Below are 19,224 nucleotides of genomic sequence, written 5' to 3'. Positions count from 1 at the left end.
ATCAATATTGACTGACCCAACGCTATCGCGAGCAGGCTCACTCCTACAGGGGATCTACGGTGTGTCAGGTGTCTTCTTCTATGTCCAGCAGCAGGTTTTCCAGTGCTTCTTTATAGGCGCCGGGTTCCTGCCACATCCCCCGCTGCTGCGCTTCCAGCATCCGTTCGGTCATGTCGCGCAACGCATGGGGATTGTGCTCGCGGACAAAATCCCGGGTCGCCGGGTCCAGCAAATAGGCATCGGCCAGCAACGCGTATTGGTGATCGTCGATCAACTGCGTCGTCGCGTCGAAGGCGAACAGGTTATCGACCGTCGCCGCCAGTTCAAACGCACCTTTGTAGCCGTGGCGCTTCACGCCGTCGATCCACTTCGGATTGGCCGCCCGCGAGCGGATCACCCGGTTCAGTTCTTCCTTCAACGTACGGATTTTCGGCAAGTCCGGTTGGCTGTGGTCGCCATGGTAACTGGCCGCCGCAGCACCTCTGAGGCTTTCCACGGCCGCGAGCATACCGCCCTGGAACTGGTAATAGTCGTTGGAGTCGAGCAAATCATGCTCGCGGTTGTCCTGGTTTTGCAGCACGGCCTGAACCTGGCTCAGGCGCTGGGCGAACTGCTCGCGGGCCGCCGTGCCTTCGTCGGAACCGCCGTAAGCGTAGCCGCCCCAGTTCAGGTAAACCTCGGCCAGGTCTTCGCGGCTCTGCCACAAACGACCATCGATTGCCCCTTGCACGCCAGCACCGTAAGCACCGGGTTTGGCGCCGAAGATGCGCCAACCGGCCTGTCGTTTGGCCGCTTCTTCATCAAGGCCCGATTGCAGCAGCGCCTCGCGTTCGGCGCGGACCTTGGCCGCCAATGGATTGAGATCGTCCGGTTCATCCAGCGCAGCGACTGCCTGCACTGCCGCATCGAACAGGCGGATCAGATTGGCAAAGGCATCACGGAAGAACCCGGACACGCGCAAGGTCACGTCCACGCGTGGGCGGTCGAGCAGGCTCAGCGGTAGAATTTCGAAGTCATCGACCCGCTGACTGCCCGTTGCCCAGACCGGGCGCACGCCCATCAGCGCCATGGCTTGCGCGATGTCGTCGCCGCCGGTGCGCATGGTCGCAGTGCCCCAGACCGAGAGGCCGAGCTGACGCAGGTGATCGCCGTGGTCCTGCAAGTGCCGCTCGAGAATCAGGTTCGCCGATTGAAAACCGATGCGCCACGCGGTGGTGGTCGGCAGGTTGCGCACGTCCACCGAATAGAAATTGCGTCCGGTCGGCAGCACGTCCAGCCGCCCGCGACTCGGCGCGCCGCTGGGGCCGGCAGGGACGAAACGACCGCTGAGAGCGTCGAGCAGGCCGCGCATTTCCGCCGGGCCGCAGGCGTCGAGCCTTGGCGCAACCACTTCGCGCAGGTTGTCGAGGATGGCCTGCACCTCTGACCACCCCGGACCCTGTGGGAGCGAGCCTGCTCGCGATGGTGTGTCAGTCGACACCAATGTGGCTGACACCCCATCGCGAGCAGGCTCGCTCCTACAGGTATCGAGAACTTGCGAGATCAGTTGCGCGGCGAACAATTCCAGGCGTTCGCGGGTATCGCCTGCCGTGCGCCAGACTTCATCGTTGACCGATTGCAGTTCAGTAGGTCGTGGCCCAACCCAAGGCTCAGCCAACGCGCAATCCAGCGGATCAAAGCCCAACCCAAACGCCTTGGCCAACGCCCGCAGCAAACTTGACTGCGCGCCACGGCCATCGCCCCGTGGAATCCGCAACAAAGCCAACAACGTGTCGATGCGCAAACGCCCGCTCGGCGACTCACCAAAGATGTGCAACCCATCGCGGATCTGCGACTCCTTCAGATCGCACAAATACGTGTCCAGACGCGGCAGCCAGATCGCTGCATCGGCGTCGCTGTCGAGCTTCTCGTCCAGTTGCAGCTCACGGTCGATGTGCGTGTCGCGCACCAATTGCAGAATGTCGCGCTGCAATTCACGGGCGCGGCGCGGGTCAAGCAATTGCGCTTCGTAATACTCGTCGGCGAGCAGTTCGAGGTTGCGCAGCGGGCCGTAGGTTTCGGCGCGGGTCAGCGGCGGCATCAGGTGATCGATGATCACCGCTTGCGTGCGGCGCTTGGCCTGGGCGCCCTCACCCGGATCGTTGACGATGAACGGATAGATGTTCGGCAGCGGCCCGAGCAATGCGTCCGGCCAGCAATGCTCGGACAGTCCGACGCCTTTGCCCGGCAGCCATTCGAGGTTGCCGTGCTTGCCGACGTGGATCACACCGTGGGCGCCGTAGGTGTTGCGCAACCAGAAATAGAACGCCAGATAACCGTGGGGCGGCACCAGGTCCGGGTCGTGATAGACCGCGCTCGGGTCCACCTGATAACCGCGCGCCGGTTGAATGCCGACGAAGGTCAGGCCGAAACGCAGGCCGGCGATCATCATTCGCCCGTCACGGAACATCGGATCGTTTTGCGCGGTACCCCAACGTTCCAGCACTGCCTGGCGATTAGTCTCGGGCAAGGAGTTGAACATCAGGTTGTAATCATCCAGCGCGAGGCTTTGCTGGCACGGGCGCTGATCGAGGGTGTCGAGATCGTTGCTGACGCCGCCGAGCAATTGCTGGATCAGTTCGGTGCCGCTGCCCGGCAGTTCGGCCGGCAGCGGGTAACCTTCTTGATGCAGCGCACGCAGAATATTCAGTGCGGCGGCCGGTGTGTCGAGGCCCACGCCGTTGCCGATGCGCCCGTCGCGGGTCGGGTAGTTGGCGAGGATCAGGGCGATGCGTTTTTCGCTGTTCGGCACCCGCGCCAGATCGATCCAGCGTCGCGCCAGTTCGGCGACAAAATCCATGCGTTCCGGTTGTGGTCGATAGCACACCACGTCGGACTGACTGCGCTCGCTACGCCACGCCAGGTCCTTGAAGCTGATCGGGCGACTGATGATCCGCCCGTCCAGCTCCGGCAACGCGATGTGCATCGCCAGATCACGCGGGCCAAGGCCTTGCTCGCTGGCACGCCAACCGGGTTCGTTGTCCTGGGCGCAGATGGCCTGGATCACCGGGATATTGCGTCGAAACGGTCGCAAGTGCGGCGCTTCGGGGCTGGATTGGGCGAAGCCAGTGGTGTTGAGAATCACCGAGGCTTCGACGTCATCCAGCCAGTCCTCGACCACCGAAAGGCAGCCGGGCTCTTTGAGACTGGCCACGGCAATCGGCAAGGGATTCAACCCCGCCGCTTGCAAACGCTGGCAGAAAACATCAATGAACGCGGTGTTCGCCGCCTGCAAATGCGAGCGGTAAAACAGCACCGCCGCCACCGGTTGATCGGCCCGCCAGTCGGCTTGCCAATCCTGCAGTGCGGCGGGACTTTTTTGTGGGTGGTAAATCGCTGTGCGTGGCAGGGTTTGCGGTTCGGCCCACGTGTAATCGCGCTCCAGCCAGCGAGTGGCCAGGCAGCGAAACAGATCGAGTGCGTTGGCCATGCCGCCCTGACGCAAGTAATGCCAAAGCCGGTCGCGGTCTTCGGCAACCACCGTGCTCAGGTCGCTGAGTTCCGGGTCCGGGCGATCATCGCCGGGCACCAGAATCAACTGCACGCCGCGCTGAGAGAGCTCGACCAACCGCTCGACGCCGTAACGCCAATACGCAATGCCGCCGTGCAGCGAGATCAGAATCACCTTGGCGTGGCGCAGCACTTCGTCGACATACAAATCGACCGAGGCGTGGTTCTGCACCTGCATCGGGTTGGCCAGACGCACGCTCGGGTAATCGTCCGGCAGCTGTTGCGCGGCTTCGGCGAGCAGCGCAAGGCTGGAATCGCCGCTGCACAGGATCACCAGCTCGGCAGGGGTTTGTCCAAGGTCGGCAATGTTGTCATCCGAGACGAAACCGCCGGGCTGGGTCCTGAGCAGATGCATGGGTTAAACGCTGAGCGCGGCGCGCAGTTGCGCTTCGAGTTGCGCGGCGTCGAGCGCCTGGCCGATCAGCACCAGACGCGTGGTGCGTGCTTCGTCGGTGCCCCACTGACGGTCGAAATGCTTGTCGAAACGCGTGCCCACGCCCTGGATCAACAGGCGCATCGGCTTGTTCGGGATCGCCGCGAAGCCCTTGACCCGCAGGATGCCGTGCTTGACCACCAATTGCGTCAGCGCGTCCATCAGCAGGCTTTCGTCGGCTTGTGGCAGTTCGATGGAAATGGAGTCGAACGCGTCGTGATCGTGGTCGTCATGGTCATCACCGTCGTGGTGATGATCGTGGTGGCTATGACGGCTGTCGATGTGTTCTTCGGAGCCCGCGCCGAGACCGATCAGCACGTCCAGTGGCAGGCGACCGCTGCTGGCTTCGATGACTTTGACGGCGGGCGGCAGTTCTTCGGCGACTTCCAGGCGTACGCGGGCCAGGTCTTCGGCGCTGATCAGGTCGGCCTTGTTGAGAATCACCAGGTCGGCGCTGGCCAGTTGGTCGGCGAACAGCTCGTGCAGCGGCGATTCGTGGTCCAGGTTCGGGTCGAGTTTGCGCTGGGCATCCACTTGGTCCGGGAACGCGGCGAACGTGCCGGCCGCCACGGCCGGGCTGTCGACCACGGTGATCACCGCGTCAACGGTGCAGGCGCTGCGGATTTCCGGCCACTGGAAGGCCTGGACCAAAGGTTTTGGCAGGGCCAGGCCCGAAGTTTCGATCAGGATGTGATCGAGGTCGCCGCGACGGGCGACCAGTTCACGCATCACCGGGAAGAATTCTTCCTGGACGGTGCAGCACAGGCAGCCGTTGGCCAGTTCGTAGACGCGGCCGTTGGCTTCTTCTTCGGTGCAACCGATGGAGCACTGCTTGAGGATTTCGCCGTCGATGCCCAGCTCGCCGAACTCGTTGACGATCACCGCGATGCGGCGGCCCTGCGCGTTATCGAGCATGTGCCGCAGCAAGGTGGTTTTGCCCGAGCCGAGGAAGCCGGTAACGATGGTGACGGGGAGTTTGGCCAGTGTTTTCATCGGATGCCCTTTGGCAAGGTGGCGGGCATGCGGGACGACGACCGCAGCGACAGGCGCGCGGAAGAGTTCGCCACCGGATCACCCCGCCCGGTTGTAGTGAGAATTCGTGTCGAGGCAGGTCTCCTGGCTGACGGTGTGCCTGTCGCGAGACTGGCGTTGGCTGCGCCTTCCCGCGAACCCGTTGGACAGGTTTGCAGTGGCGTGGCAGCGAACATCACCGTTCACAGTTGCGGGGGCAGCCGCGGCATCGACCGCGTTCCCTTCTTAGCTCCGGCAAACGCCGAAGAACCTCGAATGCGCAAGGCTACGCATGGTGTGGGGGCGGGTCAATGTCTTGTGGCGTCCGTACCGGCCCCTTCGCGGGCAAGCCTCGCTCCTACAGAGAAATGCGATCCCCTGTAGGAGCGAGGCTTGCCCGCGAAAGGGGCGACTCGGTTTCGAGTTGAGAACCCTTGCCAATTGACGCCCAACCCCCGCCCATGCTCTCCTACACACCTTGTTACGGGTGCCCTTCACAGGGTGAAACGGGAAACCGGTGATTCATGTGCTTTACTCAAAGCCATGTCAGTCCGGTGCTGCCCCCGCAACGGTAAGCGAGCGAAGCGTCAGATCCACTGTGCCAGCAGTTCGGCATGGGAAGGTGACGCTTGCAGGTTTCGGCTGACGCCAAAGCCCCTCGTGAGCCCGGAGACCGGCCCGCAACACAAAGTGACGATTACGTTCACTGAATAACAAACCCGCGGTGGGCGGGCGCTGTTTGAATCTCTGCGAGCCCGATTCGCAGGGGTCTTCCATGCGCTCTATTCACCCGCTGACAGACCAGAGGGAAGCGCCATGTCGATCATCAGCAGCACCGGCCACACATCCGCCAGCACCACCACGACCACCCTGGCTCAACGCCTGACCGCCGCCGTCTGCGCGTCGATCCTTGGCGCGTGCCTGGTGTATTTCGCCGGTTTCTCGCACATCGAAGCGGTGCACAACGCTGCGCACGATACCCGTCACAGCTCCGCCTTCCCGTGCCATTGAGACCTGTCGACATGATCAAGCGTATTGCGCAAACCGCAGGTTTCACAGGGCTGCTGGCCGCCCTGTTGCTGACCCTGCTGCAAAGCTTCTGGGTCGCTCCGCTGATTCTGCAGGCCGAGACTTACGAAAAATCCGAACCGGCCGCTGTTGAAGTACATGAACACGCCGCCGGTGCCGCCGCTCACACCCACGATGCAGAAGCCTGGGAGCCGGAAGACGGCTGGCAGCGCGTGCTGTCGACAACTGGCGGCAACCTGGTAGTGGCTGTCGGTTTCGCCCTGATGCTCGCGGGGCTCTACACGCTGCGCTCGCCGACCAAAACCTCGCAGGGCCTGCTCTGGGGCCTGGCCGGTTACGCGACGTTTGTACTGGCACCGACCCTCGGCCTGCCGCCGGAACTGCCGGGCACGGCTGCGGCTGACCTGGCACAACGGCAAATCTGGTGGATCGGCACTGCAGCGTCCACCGCCGTCGGCATCGCGCTGATCGCTTTCAGCCGCCACTGGCTGATGAAGCTCCTGGGCGTGGCGATTCTCGCCGTCCCTCACGTGATCGGTGCACCACAACCGGAAGTGCACTCGATGCTCGCGCCGCAAGCCCTGGAAACGCAATTCAAAATCGCTTCGCAGCTGACCAACCTCGGATTCTGGCTGGCCCTGGGCCTGATCAGCGCCTGGTTGTTCCGCCGCAAAAGCGATGGTCAATACCACGCATGAGCGACACCAGCACAGCGCCGACGTTAGTGGTCGGCCTGGGCTGCCAGCGCGGCTGCCCCGTCAGCACGCTTCGGGCGTTACTCGATCTGGCACTACAGGCGCATCAAATCGGACTTCAGCAGATTACGGCGTTGGCCAGCATCGACCTGAAACGTGATGAACCTGGCTTGATCGAGCTTGCCGCACAACTCGAATTGCCGCTGACGTACTTCAGCAGTGAACAACTGAAAGATTACAAACCGCGACTCAGCCACCATTCGGACATCGCTTTTGAGCGCACCGGCTGCTACGGCGTAGCAGAAAGCGCCGCCCTCGCCCTTGCCGAACAACTGACCCAGGCGCCGGCAAAACTGCTGATTTCCCGACAAAAATATGCCCAGGCGACCCTGGCATTGGCCTGCGCTGCGCAAAATCCCCGATAATCCTCGCCTTCGATCATGAGCAATCTTCATCTGAAGCCTTGCCCAGCCCCTTTTTCTGACAGGAAACGACGATGACCGTCTATTTCATTGGCGCAGGTCCCGGCGACCCGGAACTGATCACCGTCAAAGGCCAGCGGCTGATTCGCAGCTGCCCGGTGATCATCTACGCCGGCTCACTGGTGCCCGCCGCCGTACTGGAAGGCCACAACGCCGAACAGGTGGTCAACAGCGCCGAACTGCACCTGGAACAGATCATCGAGCTGATCAAAACCGCCCATGCCAACGGCCAGGATGTGGCGCGGGTGCATTCCGGCGATCCGAGCCTGTATGGCGCGATTGGCGAGCAGATTCGTTACCTGCGCGAACTCGATATTGCGTTTGAAATCATTCCCGGTGTTACCGCGACGGCGGCGTGTGCGGCGCTGTTGGGTGCGGAGCTGACGCTGCCGGACGTGTCACAGAGCGTGATCCTGACCCGCTACGCCGACAAGACCGCGATGCCTGCCGGTGAAGAGCTGGGCAGCCTGGCGCAGCATGGGGCGACCATGGCCATTCATTTGGGGGTGAATCACCTGGAGAAAATCCTGGTTGAATTGCTGCCGCATTACGGCGCGGATTGTCCGATTGCGGTGATTCACCGGGCGACCTGGCCGGATCAGGATTGGGTGGTGGGGACGATTGCGGATATTGCCGGGAAGGTTGAGGCGAAGGGGTTTCGGCGCACGGCGTTGATTCTGGTGGGTCGGGTGTTGGGCAGCGATCAGTTCAGTGAGTCGTCGCTGTATCGCGCCGGGCATGCGCATTTGTATCGCCCATAAGGTCCCATCGCGAGCAGGCTCACTCCTACAGGGGATTTGTGTCCGCCGCAGATCTAATGTGGGAGTGAGCCTGCTCGCGATAGGGCCAATGAATTTCACCCATAAAAAAACGGCGCTCACGGGGCGCCGTTTTTCATGTCGCAGCGAACACCTTACTTAGTAGTAGGCGTTTTCTTTCTGCGTGTGGTCAGTCACGTCACGAACACCCTTGAGCTCGGGAATGCGCTCGAGCAAGGTGCGCTCGATGCCTTCACGCAGGGTGACGTCTGCCTGGCCGCAGCCCTGGCAACCGCCGCCGAACTTCAGAACGGCGATGCCGTCATCGACCACATCGATCAGGCTGACCTGACCGCCGTGGCTCGCGAGCCCCGGGTTGATCTCGGTTTGCAGGTAGTAGTTGATGCGCTCGTTGATCGGGCTGTCGGCGTTGACCATCGGGACTTTGGCGTTTGGCGCCTTGATGGTCAGCTGGCCGCCCATGCGGTCGGTGGCGTAGTCGACAACCGCATCGTCCAGGAAAGCTTCGCTGAACGAGTCGATGTAAGCAGTGAAGCTTTTCAGCCCCAGCGCGGTGTCTTCGGGTTTTTCTTCGCCCGGCTTGCAATAAGCAATGCAGGTTTCGGCGTACTGGGTGCCAGGCTGGGTGATGAAGACGCGGATGCCGATGCCCGGGGTGTTCTGCTTGGAGAGCAGATCAGCCAGGTAATCGTGGGCGGCGTCGGTAATGGTAATAGCGGTCATGGAAACTCCTCGCAGGCTTGGGCGCAGTTTACGCCAATCATCGCGCCGCACAAAGTCCTAGTATTTTTGTCGGGAAAGATTACGACAATACCTCTGCCTAATGTAGGAGCGAAGCTTGCTCGCGAAGGTGTGTCAGGCGACAGGTATGTAGCTGATACACCTTCGCGAGCAAGCTTCGCTCCTACATTAGATAGGGGGGATTCAAAGATTCTCGTAGCGGTTCATGTCCAGCACGCCCTCTTCCACCGGGTCGGTTTCGTGGACGTACCGGCTCAGGTCATGGAAGTAGAACCAGAATTGCGGATGACTGCGGCGAATCCCCCAGCGTTCGACGATTTTCTCGAAGCGATTGGCATCCTTGGCGTTTTCCATCTCCTCGACAAAGGCTGGCACCTGATCGGCGGGAATGTTGAACATGAAGTTCGGATAGGTGCTGAGCACACCCGGGAAAATGGTCAGCGTGTCGAGCCCCGGCTGATAACGCAGCGACTCACCGAGCAGGAATGCGACGTTGCTGTGTGCGCGGTTGCGCAACAGGCTATAAACCTCGCGTTTGCCGCTCGCGGCTTCGATACGCAGCATCGTCGCTTCCGGCAGTTGATCAATAACCTTCAGCCCGGCGGCGGGCCGTGAGGTCAGGCGACTCAAGGCCTGCTCGGCGCTCTGCAAATCCGGGTCGATGTTCGGCCGCGAGCAATAGGCCCCGTCGCAGCGGTTGATCGGATCGGGCTTGGCATTGAGCTCACCGTAACGGGCCAGCAATTGCATGGAAAAGTCGCGTTTCGGGTCTTTTTCGTCGAGGTTCAGTGCCGTCGGCTTGTCGTTGTCGATGGCCTCGTAATCCAGCCACATCTTGAATTTGCCGCTGCTCTGGTACCAGTCGTCCAGATAGTCGTCGCGTGAATCGGCGGGCATCAGGCGCAGGAAATTCTGCTCGGCGCCATTACGGATCAGGTCGAAATACAGGCGTGTTTGCGCTTGATGGGAAACGTTGCCGTACACGTCGAAGTTGACCGCCAACTGATAATACGTGCGCTCCAGCAACGGGAAATCGAACAGCCACATCGTTTGCGGCACGTCGCCGATCAGGCCCTTGTTCACCGAGGCGCTGTCGAAATGCCGGAAGATAGTCAGCAGCGCGTTGTCGTTGCCGGCCCACAAAGTCGACCAGCTCGGCGCGGGCGCGTCTGCGTAGTTGTCGCGGCGCAGCACTTCATACTCGTTACGTTTGTCGCGATAGTCATGCCACAGGCTCAGCACGCTGCCGACATCGTCGTTCTGCCCCGGCATGGCCAGCAACGGCGTGGCCTGGCCGCGGTAGATCGGGTCGATGATGTAGAGATCGTGTTCCGGCGCCTGGAACAGCGCCCAGAAGTTATCGCGAATCACATCCGTGGCGATCTGCCCACGGCACACCGGCCCGCGGATAAACGTGCGCACGAAGTATTCGGCGTTATCGAGCATGAACTGATAGCGCGCCTGCGCCGGAATCGCCTCGAACGTGGCAAACGGATTGGCCCGGCGCTCCGGACCGTAGCCCGGCAAGGCATTGGCCTGCCAGTTGCCGTTGTAGAACAGGCTTTTGACCCGCGCCATCTTCGCCGCGCTCAGCGGGTAGGTGATGTGGGTCTTCTGCACGATCACGCCCTGCACCGGCCACAAGCGGTAATACACCTGCGTGCCCGGATCGTCATTCGGGCGGCGGGTGTTGATCAGGTCAATCGGCTGGCCGGTCGGCGTGCGCGAACGCACCCACTGGAAGAAATGCCCCGGTTCACCGTCCTTGAAGTAAATGTGGGCAAGGAACCAGTGCTCGAACAACCAGCGCCCCACCAGACTCTGCCGGGCGCCCGGCGAGTTGAGCAGGTTTTCCCACTGCACCACCTGCAAGGCTTCTTTCGCCGAAGGCACCAGGCCTTGTTCATCGATCGGCGCACCCGAGGCCAGCCAGCGTTGCAGCGTCTGGTACTGCTGTTCGGTCAGGCCGGTGACCGCCAGCGGCATGCCTTCCTTCGGATGAGCGCCCGCGTAACCGTCGAACTCGGCCGGCATCGCGCACATATTTTCACGATTGAGGCCCAGGACGATGTCTTCCGGCAATTTGGCATTGGGCGTCAGCGGCGTTTTGTGCCCCAGTTCCAGCATCCGCGCCATCAACGCGGCCTGGCTGCCCTGGGCGTCAAGTACGGGGTAGAAGCCTTTTTGCTGCCAGGCGTGCTTGCCGAAGGCGTCATAAAACAACCGGGTCGGCGCGGCCGCCTGGCTGCGGTCGCCGTCGTAAACCGGGACTTTCGACGCACCGCGCGCCGCGCCTTCGCCGCTGCCCAGGTTGAGCTGACAGGCGGCGTCATTGCAGGCATGGCAGGCCACGCACTTTTCGGTGAAGATCGGTTGGATGTCGCGGGTGTAGGAAATGCCAGCGGAAGGCGCCAGGCCCTGCGCCACGGCGCCCCAGCTTAAAAACAGCAGTACGCTGCTGATGACGACGCGATACGACATGTCCCTGTTCCCGATCCTTGAAAAAACGCAGCGATTCTACCGGGACAGCGCGCCGACCAACATGAGCGATATTCATGCAATTCCCCGACATGCTCTAAAACCGCACAGGTTTGCTATGATTCCGCCCCTTCGTCATGGTCTTTCCGAGTAGTCCCAATGTCCGATCGCAGTGTTCGCCTTCAAGCCCTCAAGCACGCCCTCAAAGAGCGCATTCTGATTCTCGATGGCGGCATGGGCACGATGATCCAGAGCTACAAGCTCGAGGAACAGGATTACCGTGGCAAACGCTTTGCCGACTGGCCAAGCGATGTCAAAGGCAACAACGACCTGTTGGTGCTGACGCGCCCGGACGTGATCGGTGGCATCGAAAAAGCCTACCTGGATGCCGGCGCTGACATCCTGGAAACCAACACCTTCAACGCCACGCGGATTTCCATGGCCGACTACGGCATGGAAGAACTGGCCTACGAACTGAACGTAGAAGGCGCTCGCCTGGCCCGCAAGATCGCCGATGCGAAGACCCTCGAGAACCCGGACAAGCCGCGCTTCGTCGCCGGCGTGCTCGGCCCGACCAGCCGCACCTGCTCGCTGTCCCCGGACGTGAACAACCCCGGCTATCGCAACGTGACCTTCGATGAACTGGTGGAAAACTACACCGAGGCCACCAAAGGCCTGATCGAAGGCGGCGCCGACCTGATCCTGATCGAAACCATTTTCGACACCCTGAACGCCAAAGCCGCGATCTTCGCCGTACAAGGGGTGTTCGAAGAGTTGGGCATCGAGCTGCCGATCATGATTTCCGGCACCATCACCGACGCCTCCGGCCGTACCCTTTCCGGCCAGACTACCGAAGCGTTCTGGAACTCCGTGGCCCACGCCAAACCGATTTCGGTCGGCCTGAACTGCGCCCTCGGCGCCAGCGAACTGCGCCCGTACCTGGAAGAGCTGTCGAACAAGGCCGGCACCCACGTTTCGGCGCACCCGAACGCCGGCCTGCCGAACGAATTCGGCGAGTACGACGAACTGCCGTCGCAAACCGCCAAGGTCATCGAAGAATTCGCCCAAAGCGGCTTCCTCAACATTGTCGGCGGCTGCTGCGGCACCACGCCGGGTCATATCGAAGCCATCGCCAAAGCCGTGGCCGGTTATGCACCGCGTGAAATCCCGGACATTGCGAAGGCTTGCCGCCTCTCCGGCCTGGAGCCGTTCACCATCGATCGCAGCTCGTTGTTCGTCAACGTCGGCGAGCGCACCAACATCACCGGCTCGGCCAAATTCGCCCGCCTGATCCGTGAAGACAACTACACCGAAGCCCTGGAAGTCGCCCTGCAGCAGGTCGAAGCCGGCGCCCAGGTGATCGACATCAACATGGACGAAGGGATGCTCGATTCGAAGAAGGCCATGGTGACCTTCCTCAATCTGATTGCCGGCGAACCGGACATCTCCCGCGTACCGATCATGATCGACTCCTCGAAATGGGAAGTGATCGAAGCCGGCCTGAAATGCATCCAGGGCAAGGGCATCGTCAACTCGATCAGCATGAAAGAAGGCGTCGAGCAGTTCATCCATCACGCCAAGCTGTGCAAACGCTACGGCGCTGCAGTCGTCGTGATGGCCTTCGACGAAGCCGGCCAGGCCGACACCGAAGCGCGCAAGAAAGAGATCTGCAAACGCTCCTACGACATTCTGGTCAACGAAGTCGGCTTCCCGCCGGAAGACATCATCTTCGACCCGAACATCTTTGCCGTGGCCACCGGTATCGAAGAACACAACAACTACGCTGTGGACTTCATCAACGCCTGCGCCTACATCCGCGACGAACTGCCGTACGCGCTGACCTCGGGCGGCGTATCGAACGTGTCGTTCTCGTTCCGCGGCAACAACCCGGTGCGCGAGGCGATTCACTCGGTATTCCTGCTGTACGCGATCCGCAACGGCCTGACCATGGGTATCGTCAACGCCGGCCAGCTGGAGATCTACGACCAGATTCCGCAAGAATTGCGCGACGCCGTCGAAGACGTGATCCTCAACCGCACCCCGGAAGGCACCGACGCCCTCCTCGCCATCGCCGACAAGTACAAGGGCGACGGCAGCGTCAAGGAAGCCGAGACCGAAGAATGGCGCGGCTGGGAGGTCAACAAGCGCCTGGAGCATGCACTGGTCAAAGGCATCACCACGCACATCGTCGAAGACACCGAAGAATCGCGCCAATCGTTCGCCCGCCCGATCGAAGTGATCGAAGGCCCGCTGATGTCCGGCATGAACATCGTCGGCGACCTGTTCGGCGCCGGTAAAATGTTCCTGCCGCAGGTGGTGAAATCCGCTCGCGTGATGAAGCAGGCCGTGGCCCACTTGATCCCGTTCATCGAACTGGAAAAAGGCGACAAGCCGGAAGCCAAGGGCAAGATCCTGATGGCAACGGTGAAAGGCGACGTGCACGACATCGGCAAGAACATCGTCGGCGTGGTGCTCGGCTGCAACGGCTACGACATCGTCGACCTCGGCGTGATGGTGCCGGCCGAGAAGATCCTGCAAGTGGCCAAGGAGCAGAAGTGCGACATCATCGGCCTGTCCGGCCTGATCACGCCGTCGCTGGATGAAATGGTCCACGTGGCCCGCGAAATGCAGCGCCAGGACTTCCACCTGCCGTTGATGATCGGCGGCGCGACCACCTCCAAGGCACACACGGCGGTGAAGATCGAGCCCAAGTACAGCAACGACGCGGTGATCTACGTGACCGACGCCTCCCGCGCCGTGGGCGTGGCGACGCAGTTGCTGTCCAAGGAATTGAAAGCCGGTTTCGTTGAGAAGACCCGTCTGGAATACATCGACGTTCGCGAACGCACTGCCAACCGCAGCGCCCGCACCGAACGCCTGAGCTACCCGGCAGCCATCGCCAAGAAGCCGCAGTTCGACTGGAGCACCTACGCGCCGGTCAAACCAACTTTCACCGGTTCCAAAGTGCTGGACAACATCGACCTGAAAGTCCTGGCCGAATACATCGACTGGACGCCGTTCTTCATCTCCTGGGACCTGGCCGGCAAGTTCCCGCGCATCCTCACGGATGAAGTGGTCGGTGAAGCCGCCACCGCGCTGTACGCCGATGCCCAGGAAATGCTCGCCAAACTGATCGACGAGAAACTGATCAGCGCCCGCGCAGTGTTCGGCTTCTGGCCAGCCAACCAGGTGCGTGACGACGACATCGAAGTCTACGGCGATGACGGCAAGCCATTGGCCAAGCTGCATCACCTGCGTCAGCAGATCATCAAGACCGACGGCAAGCCGAACTTCTCCCTGGCCGACTTCGTTGCACCGAAGGACAGCGAAATCACCGACTACGTGGGCGGTTTCATCACCACCGCCGGCATCGGTGCCGAGGAAGTGGCCAAGGCGTATCAGGACGCCGGCGACGACTACAACTCGATCATGGTCAAGGCCCTGGCCGACCGTCTGGCCGAGGCCTGCGCCGAGTGGCTGCACCAGCAGGTTCGTAAGGATTACTGGGGTTATGCCAAGGACGAGACGCTGGACAACGAGGCGCTGATCAAAGAGCAATACACCGGCATCCGCCCTGCTCCGGGCTACCCGGCGTGCCCCGATCACACCGAGAAGGCCGCGCTGTTTGCGCTGCTCGACCCCGAAGCCGCCGAAATGCGTGCCGGCCGCAGCGGCGTGTTCCTCACCGAACACTACGCGATGTTCCCGGCGGCGGCGGTCAGCGGCTGGTACTTCGCTCACCCGCAGGCGCAGTACTTCGCAGTGGGCAAGATCGACAAGGATCAGGTGCAGAGCTACACCTCGCGTAAAGGTCAGGAGTTGAGCGTGACCGAACGCTGGTTGGCGCCGAACCTGGGTTACGACAACTAAGCCCAAGGATACACACACCCCACCTGTAGGAGCTGGCTTGCCAGCGATGACGGCCTTGAGTTCAACACAAGTCCAAAGGGCCTCATCGCCGGCAAGCCGGCTCCTACAGAATTGTGTTCGACTCCGGGTTTGGGCCACGGGATTGGCTATGCTTACTTTTCACATATTAGTGACGAGGGGTTTATGGACGATCCAGTCGACAACAAGCCGCCTACTTTCTGGCAAATGCTGCACAGCGTGATGGCGGCAGCTTTTGGTGTGCAAAGCGGAAAGAACCGCGCGCGGGATTTCACCCACGGCAAGCCGAGTCATTTCGTGATTCTGGGGATTCTGTTCACGGCAGTGTTTGCGTTGACGCTCTACGGCATCGTGCAACTGGTGATCATGCTGGCCGGGGTTTAGCGCATAAGGGTTTGCAGGCTGAACGGATAGCGATAGGACACAGGCCGGCCCTTGGCCGACATTCGGCGGAAGTTCACGCCGTAGTCCGGCGATTCACCCATGGCCAGCATTCGCCTGGCGGTTGCCCTGTCGACCAGTTGCAGCAGCGGGATCTGGCGGTCACGGCCGCCGTACCGGCTGATGTCCACGCCCCGATCAAGGTCATGCACCTGCACCAGCGCCCAACCGCCCAAAGTGAAATGCCCGCCCAACAATACGCTCAACTTTCCATCGACCTTCGCCTGCAACGCGGCCGTCGAAGTATTGACCGCGCTGAACAATGCGTCCTTTCCGGGCACACCGCCCGCCTCCGTGTACGCCTGCATGGCGCCAAACGCCATTTCGTCATTGGCTGACCACACCAGCGAGACTTTCGGGTAGCGCCGGAACAGCAACTTTGCCTGTTCATAAGCGCGATTACGGGTCCAACCGCTGTAAACCAATTGCCGCAAACGCACTTGCGGGTGCTCGGCCAGCGCTCGCATCATGCCTTGCTCACGCAGTTGCGCCGACGGCGTGATCTTCAGGCCGGAGAACGCCAGCAACTCGATCACCTGACCAGGCGCCACGGGCGGGTGCTGGCGAATCAGCTCCTTGGCCATCAGGTAGCCGCCCTCCTCGTCGTTGGGCACCAGGCTGCCCAGTCGATCAGGGCGTTCACCCAGCAGGCTCATTTGGTTGGCCGTCAGCGACGCGTTGACCATAAACAGTTTCACGCCGCTGCCTTGCGCCAGGCGCAACACTTGCGGGGCAATGTACTGTTCGTTGGCGAAAATCAGATAGTCCGGACGATCGGGACCTTGCAGTGCACGGCGCGCTTGCGCCAGCGTGAGTTCCGGCATGCGTCGGGAATAGAGAATCCGCAGGTCGATACCCAGGTCCGTGGCGGCCGCTTGCATGAATTGCGAATAGCTGACCCAGAAGGCTTCGTCAGTTTCCCCGGGATTCAGGAACAACACCGATTCCGCACGCGCAGCAGGGCCGTAAACCGTGCCGAGCAGCAACAGGAAGGTGTAGAAAAACTTCGACATTGATCGTCCGAGCCCCCGGAAATTCGCCGCGCATTATAGCCAGCGAACACCCGTAAAACGGCGTTTATTGCAGTTTTTGTCCGACAATTGTCGGGACCGGGCCCGGACGGGGTCGGTTATTGATGGCTGACCCAGAATACCGCTGTCCCCACGACCAGAATGATCAGAAACAGAATGGCCCAAGCATCGGCCGTACTGTCAGGCTTTGAAGCTTTGGTAGGGTTGCTCATTGCATCGCCTCTTGTCGGTTTTATCGGTGATTGCATAAAGACTCGACCACAGTTAAGACGATGATTGCCCACACCACAAATACGGGTTTAGTAATAACGATTCTCGTTAGTCGATTTGGTTCTTTACATATACTCAAACATCACTTTTGCGCATAACTCCAAACTGGTATCTTGCCCCGGCTCCGTTGGGAGTGCGCGGCCGTGCGCGCAGAATTGCCGAGGCAGTATCGGAGACTTTCCAGGCGAAAAACGCAACTGGATCCGACCGGCCCAAGCCTGAGAACAGGACTTATATGTACGTATACGACGAGTACGATCAGCGGATCATCGAGGACCGCGTCAAGCAGTTCCGTGATCAGACCCGACGCTATCTGGCAGGCGAGCTGAGCGAAGAAGAATTCCGCCCTCTGCGTCTGCAAAACGGGCTTTACATCCAACGCTTCGCGCCGATGTTGCGAGTGGCGGTGCCTTACGGCCAGCTGACTTCGCGCCAGACGCGAATGATGGCGAAGATTGCCCGCGACTATGACAAGGGCTACGCCCACATCAGCACCCGCCAGAACGTGCAGTTCAACTGGCCGGCGCTGGAAGACATCCCGGACATCCTTGCCGAGCTGGCGACCGTGCAGATGCACGCAATCCAGACCAGCGGCAACTGCCTGCGCAACGTCACCACCGACCAGTTCGCCGGTGTCGCTGCCGACGAGTTGATCGATCCGCGCCCATGGTGCGAGATCGTCCGCCAGTGGACCACGTTCCACCCGGAATTCGCTTACCTGCCGCGCAAGTTCAAGATCGCCATCAACGGTTCGACTTCCGACCGTGCGGCCATCGAAGTCCACGACATCGGCCTTGAGCCGGTGCACAACGCCGCTGGCGAACTGGGTTTCCGTGTGCTGGTCGGTGGCGGCCTCGGTCGTACGCCGGTGGTCGGGGCGTTCATCAATGAATTCCTGCCGTGGCAAGACCTGTTGAGCTACCTCGACGCCATCCTGCGCGTGTACAACCGCTATGGCCGTCGTGACAACAAGTACAAGGCGCGGATCAAGATTCTGGTCAAGGCCCTGACGCCTGAAGTCTTCGCGCAGAAAGTCGACGCGGAAATGGAACACCTTCGCGGTGGCCAGACCACGCTGACCGAAGCCGAAGTGCATCGCGTCGCCAAACACTTCGTCGACCCGGACTACAAGGCGCTGGACAACCAGACCGCCGAACTGGCCGAACTCGACAAGCAACACCCGGGCTTCGCCCGCTGGCGTACCCGCAACACCTTGGCGCACAAAAAGCCGGGCTATGTTGCCGTGACCCTGTCCCTGAAGCCGACCGGCGTTGCGCCGGGCGACATCACCGACAAGCAGCTCGACGCCGTGGCCGACCTGGCCGATCGCTACAGCTTCGGTCAACTGCGTACGTCCCACGAGCAGAACATCATTCTGGCCGACGTCGAACAGTCCCAACTGTTCGCCATGTGGGGCGAATTGCGCGAGCAAGGTTTCGCCACGCCGAACATCGGTTTGCTGACCGACATCATCTGCTGCCCTGGCGGCGATTTCTGCTCGTTGGCCAACGCCAAGTCGATCCCGATCGCCGAATCGATCCAGCGCCGTTTCGACGACCTGGATTACCTGTTCGACATCGGTGAACTGGACCTGAACATCTCCGGTTGCATGAACGCCTGTGGTCACCACCACGTCGGCCACATCGGTATTCTCGGGGTGGACAAGAAAGGCGAAGAGTTCTACCAGGTATCCCTCGGCGGCAGCGCCAGCCGTGATGCGAGCCTGGGCAAGATCCTCGGCCCGTCCTTTGCCCAGGACGCCATGCCAGACGTGATCGAGAAACTGATCGACGTGTACATCGAACAACGTACCGAAGACGAGCGTTTCATCGACACCTATCAGCGTATTGGCATCGACCTCTTCAAGGAACGCGTCTATGCAGCGAATAATTAAGAACAACGAAGTCGTCGATGAAACCTGGCACTTGCTGCCCAAGGATTTCAACATCGACGAGATCACCAACTGCGACGACTACATCGTCCCGTTGCAGCTGTGGCGCGAACACAGCCGCATGCTCCTGGCCCGCGACGGCGGCCTGGGCGTGTGGCTGGATGCCGATGAAGAAGCCGAAGAAATCGGTGAGGACGTGGCGAGTTTCCAGGTCATCGCCTTGAACTTCCCGGCCTTCACCGATGGCCGCAACTACTCCAACGCCCGCCTCCTGCGTGACCGTTACGGTTTCAAAGGCGAACTGCGGGCGATCGGCGATGTGCTGCGCGACCAGTTGTTCTACATGCATCGCTGCGGTTTCGACGCCTTTGCAGTGCGCGCCGATAAAGACCCGTACGAAGCCCTGGAAGGTCTCAAGGACTTCTCGGTGACCTATCAGGCCGCCACCGACGAACCGCTGCCGCTGTTCCGTCGCCGCTGACCACATAAAGCCCTGACCCCATGGG

At 61.2% G+C, this 19,224-nt stretch carries 13 protein-coding genes and 2 riboswitches; of the genes, 8 read left to right on the top strand and 5 right to left on the bottom strand.

Features of this window, described 5'->3' with window-relative positions; genetic code table 11:
* Positions 1-64 precede the first annotated feature (64 nt).
* Both cobN and cobW read right to left on the bottom strand, forming a co-directional pair.
* Positions 65-3,904, bottom strand: a complete 3,840-nt coding sequence (gene cobN / locus KGB24_RS04585) for a cobaltochelatase subunit CobN (protein WP_223415958.1) — start codon at positions 3,902-3,904, stop codon at positions 65-67.
* 3 nt (positions 3,905-3,907) lie between these two features.
* Positions 3,908-4,975: a cobalamin biosynthesis protein CobW gene (gene cobW / locus KGB24_RS04580; RefSeq protein ID WP_317846477.1), complete on the bottom strand. Its 1,068-nt coding sequence runs from the start codon at positions 4,973-4,975 to the stop codon at positions 3,908-3,910.
* 95 nt (positions 4,976-5,070) lie between these two features.
* A riboswitch (cobalamin riboswitch) is annotated at positions 5,071-5,283 on the bottom strand.
* Between the two features lie 178 nt (positions 5,284-5,461).
* Positions 5,462-5,690, top strand: a riboswitch (cobalamin riboswitch).
* A gap of 119 nt (positions 5,691-5,809) precedes the next feature.
* On the opposite strand from cobW, the gene KGB24_RS04575 reads away from it, so the two are divergent.
* The 4 genes from KGB24_RS04575 to cobM all read left to right on the top strand — a co-directional run bounded on the left by KGB24_RS04575 (position 5,810) and on the right by cobM (position 7,960).
* Positions 5,810-6,004: a CbtB domain-containing protein gene (locus KGB24_RS04575; protein WP_192416590.1), complete on the top strand. Its 195-nt coding sequence runs from the start codon at positions 5,810-5,812 to the stop codon at positions 6,002-6,004.
* 11 nt (positions 6,005-6,015) lie between these two features.
* On the top strand, positions 6,016-6,720 hold the full coding sequence (locus KGB24_RS04570) for a CbtA family protein (RefSeq protein ID WP_008035813.1): 705 nt from the start codon (positions 6,016-6,018) through the stop codon (positions 6,718-6,720).
* Positions 6,717-7,142 (top strand): cobalamin biosynthesis protein, encoded by a 426-nt coding sequence (locus tag KGB24_RS04565; RefSeq protein WP_008035810.1) that lies wholly within the window; start codon positions 6,717-6,719, stop codon positions 7,140-7,142. The genes KGB24_RS04570 and KGB24_RS04565 overlap by 4 nt, the downstream gene beginning before the upstream one ends.
* A gap of 71 nt (positions 7,143-7,213) precedes the next feature.
* The gene (gene cobM, locus KGB24_RS04560; RefSeq protein WP_207285613.1) at positions 7,214-7,960 is read left to right on the top strand and encodes a precorrin-4 C(11)-methyltransferase; all 747 of its coding nucleotides are present in this window, start codon (positions 7,214-7,216) and stop codon (positions 7,958-7,960) included.
* 156 nt (positions 7,961-8,116) lie between these two features.
* Here cobM and nfuA read toward each other — a convergent pair whose 3' ends face one another.
* Both nfuA and KGB24_RS04550 read right to left on the bottom strand, forming a co-directional pair.
* On the bottom strand, positions 8,117-8,701 hold the full coding sequence (nfuA, locus tag KGB24_RS04555) for a Fe-S biogenesis protein NfuA (protein ID WP_008035804.1): 585 nt from the start codon (positions 8,699-8,701) through the stop codon (positions 8,117-8,119).
* Between the two features lie 201 nt (positions 8,702-8,902).
* Positions 8,903-11,200, bottom strand: coding sequence for a fatty acid cis/trans isomerase (locus KGB24_RS04550; protein ID WP_223413534.1), 2,298 nt, complete (start codon positions 11,198-11,200; stop codon positions 8,903-8,905).
* A 156-nt stretch (positions 11,201-11,356) separates the two neighbouring features.
* Between KGB24_RS04550 and metH the strand changes: the two genes are divergently transcribed.
* Both metH and KGB24_RS04540 read left to right on the top strand, forming a co-directional pair.
* A complete protein-coding gene (gene metH, locus KGB24_RS04545; RefSeq protein WP_223413533.1) occupies positions 11,357-15,067 on the top strand; it encodes a methionine synthase in 3,711 nt (1,236 codons plus the stop codon).
* 183 nt (positions 15,068-15,250) lie between these two features.
* Complete coding sequence (locus tag KGB24_RS04540) at positions 15,251-15,469, top strand: DUF2970 domain-containing protein (protein WP_008035799.1); 219 nt, start codon at positions 15,251-15,253, stop codon at positions 15,467-15,469.
* On the opposite strand, the gene KGB24_RS04535 is transcribed toward KGB24_RS04540, so the two are convergent.
* On the bottom strand, positions 15,466-16,539 hold the full coding sequence (locus tag KGB24_RS04535; RefSeq protein ID WP_223413532.1) for an ABC transporter substrate-binding protein: 1,074 nt from the start codon (positions 16,537-16,539) through the stop codon (positions 15,466-15,468). The genes KGB24_RS04540 and KGB24_RS04535 overlap by 4 nt on opposite strands.
* A 523-nt stretch (positions 16,540-17,062) precedes the next feature.
* Between KGB24_RS04535 and KGB24_RS04530 the strand changes: the two genes are divergently transcribed.
* Positions 17,063-18,721 (top strand): nitrite/sulfite reductase, encoded by a 1,659-nt coding sequence (locus tag KGB24_RS04530; RefSeq protein WP_008035698.1) that lies wholly within the window; start codon positions 17,063-17,065, stop codon positions 18,719-18,721.
* Positions 18,705-19,199: a DUF934 domain-containing protein gene (locus KGB24_RS04525; RefSeq protein WP_008035700.1), complete on the top strand. Its 495-nt coding sequence runs from the start codon at positions 18,705-18,707 to the stop codon at positions 19,197-19,199. Before KGB24_RS04530 ends, KGB24_RS04525 begins: the two co-directional genes overlap by 17 nt.
* Positions 19,200-19,224: the final 25 nt, after the last annotated feature.

The organism is Pseudomonas sp. BF-RE-25, assembly GCF_019956105.1.
Lineage (GTDB): Bacteria > Pseudomonadota > Gammaproteobacteria > Pseudomonadales > Pseudomonadaceae > Aquipseudomonas > Aquipseudomonas migulae.
The sequence above is the reverse complement of the archived record's forward strand: the minus strand, read 5'-3'. Positions and strand labels throughout refer to the sequence as shown.